Here is a 1,868-nt window from a genome sequence, read left to right on the forward strand (position 1 = left end):
TTCCCCTTCCTCGTGCTACTCGTGGCGTTCTGTGCGCTGGTGGTCCTGCGGTCTGTGGTGGTCCTACGGTCTCTAGTCCTGCTCGTGGGGGTTCTCGGCTTGGGCGATGGCCCAGGCGGCGTTGACCAGGCCGATGTGCGACAGTGCCTGCGGGAAGTTGCCGATCAGGGTGCGGTCGCGCAGGTCGATCTCCTCTGACAGCAGCCCGACGTCGTTGGCGTAGCCGGTGACCGTCTCGAAGATCTGCTTCGCGCGGTCGACCTGCCCGGCCAGCGCGCGGGCGGCGGCCAGCCAGTACGAGCAGATGATGAACGCGCCCTCGTCCCCGGAGCCGGTCCAGCGCTGTACCAGGGCGTCGGTGGACAGTTCCCGCTCGATCGCGTCCAGGGTGGCCACGACCCGCTCGTCGTCGCCGGGCAGGAACCCCACGATCGGCAGCAGTAGCACTCCGGCGTCGAGGTGGTCGGAGCCGAATGCCCCCGTGAACGCCTTGACCGATTCGTTCCAGCCGTGGTCCAGGATCGCCGCCCGGATCTGCTCCCGCTCGGCCTCCCACCGCGCCACGTCCGCCTCGGCGCCGAGGCGGTCGGTGAGGTTGACCGCCCGGTCGAGCGCCACCCAGCACATGACCTTCGAGGTCAGGTAGTCGCGCTCGCCTTCGCGGCCCTCCCAGATGCCGGCGTCGGGCTCGCGCCAGGTGGCGGCGGCGCGGTCGGCGAGGGAGCGCAGGAACGCGGCGATCGCCGGGGTCAGCTCGCCGAGCTGATCGCACAGCACCCATGCGCACTCGAGGACCTCCCCGAGCACGTCGAGCTGCTTCTGGGTCCAGGCGTTGTTCCCGACCCGCACCGGCCGGCTGTCGGCGTAGCCGGTTAGGTGATCGAGCTGGTGCTCGGTCAGGTCGTGCTCGCCGGCGGCGCCGAACATGACCGGCACATGCCCGTCGCCGATCGGGCCGGTGGAGGCGGCGATCCAGTCGAAGAACCGCTGCCCCTCGTCGGGGCAGGCCGCCACCCACAGCGCCTTGAGGGTGAAGCTGCCATCGCGCAGCCAGCCGAACCGATAGTCCCAGTTCGCCTGCCCGCCGATCGTTTCCGGGAGGGAGGTGGTCGCCGCGGCGACGACCGCGCCGGTGGGCCGGTACGTCAGCGCCTGCAGCACCCTCCCGCTGAGCATCACCTGCTCGCGGTAGGGGCCCTGATAGCCCTGGTGCAGCCGGGTCCACGACTGCCACGCCGCCACGGTGTCGCGCAGCGCGGCCCGCCCATCGGGCGGCGCGGGCACCGGGTCGACGGCACGGCGGTGCTGCAACTCGAACACCGCGGTCTCGCCTTCGCGGAGGCGCAACCGCGCCGTGGCCCGCCCGGCGTCGATCTGCAGCGGCCGGTCGCCGGTCAGCATCAGCCGGTCGGCCCCACCGCCGATGTCGATGCCGAGCGGGGCGGGAGTGAGTTGCGGAGTGACCAGCCCGTACTCCAGGCGCGCGGCGAGCTCGACGTCGACCTCGACCTCGCCGCGCACCACCTCCACGTGGCGCACCAGCGCGTGCGGTGAGCCGTATCCGATGCCGTGGCCCCGCTCGCCCGGCCCCAACAGGAGGGCGTCGGTCAGGCGCAGCAGCCCACTGCCGGTGTCGAACTCGGTCTCCACCACCATCGTGCCCTCGACGTAGCGGCGGACCACGCTCCACTCGCCGGCCGGATGGATCGACCAATGGCCGGCGTTCGGATCGAGCACCCGGGTGAACACGCTCGGCGCATCGAACCGGACCGGACACCACCAGTCGATGGAACCATGCGGTGACACCAGGGCAGCACCCTGGCAATCCCCGAGCAGGGCGTAGTCGGCGATCGACGTCATCGACGCCT

The 1,868-nt window shown here is 71.4% G+C and carries 1 protein-coding gene; it reads right to left on the reverse strand.

The annotated features are described in order from the left end of the window. Positions 1-72 precede the first annotated feature (72 nt). The coding region (locus tag KME75_RS41220; RefSeq protein ID WP_308283509.1) for a glycoside hydrolase family 15 protein at positions 73-1,868 on the reverse strand (1,796 nt) is incomplete at its 5' end.

It is taken from the genome of Pseudonocardia nigra (assembly GCF_019396355.1).
GTDB lineage: Bacteria > Actinomycetota > Actinomycetes > Mycobacteriales > Pseudonocardiaceae > Pseudonocardia > Pseudonocardia nigra.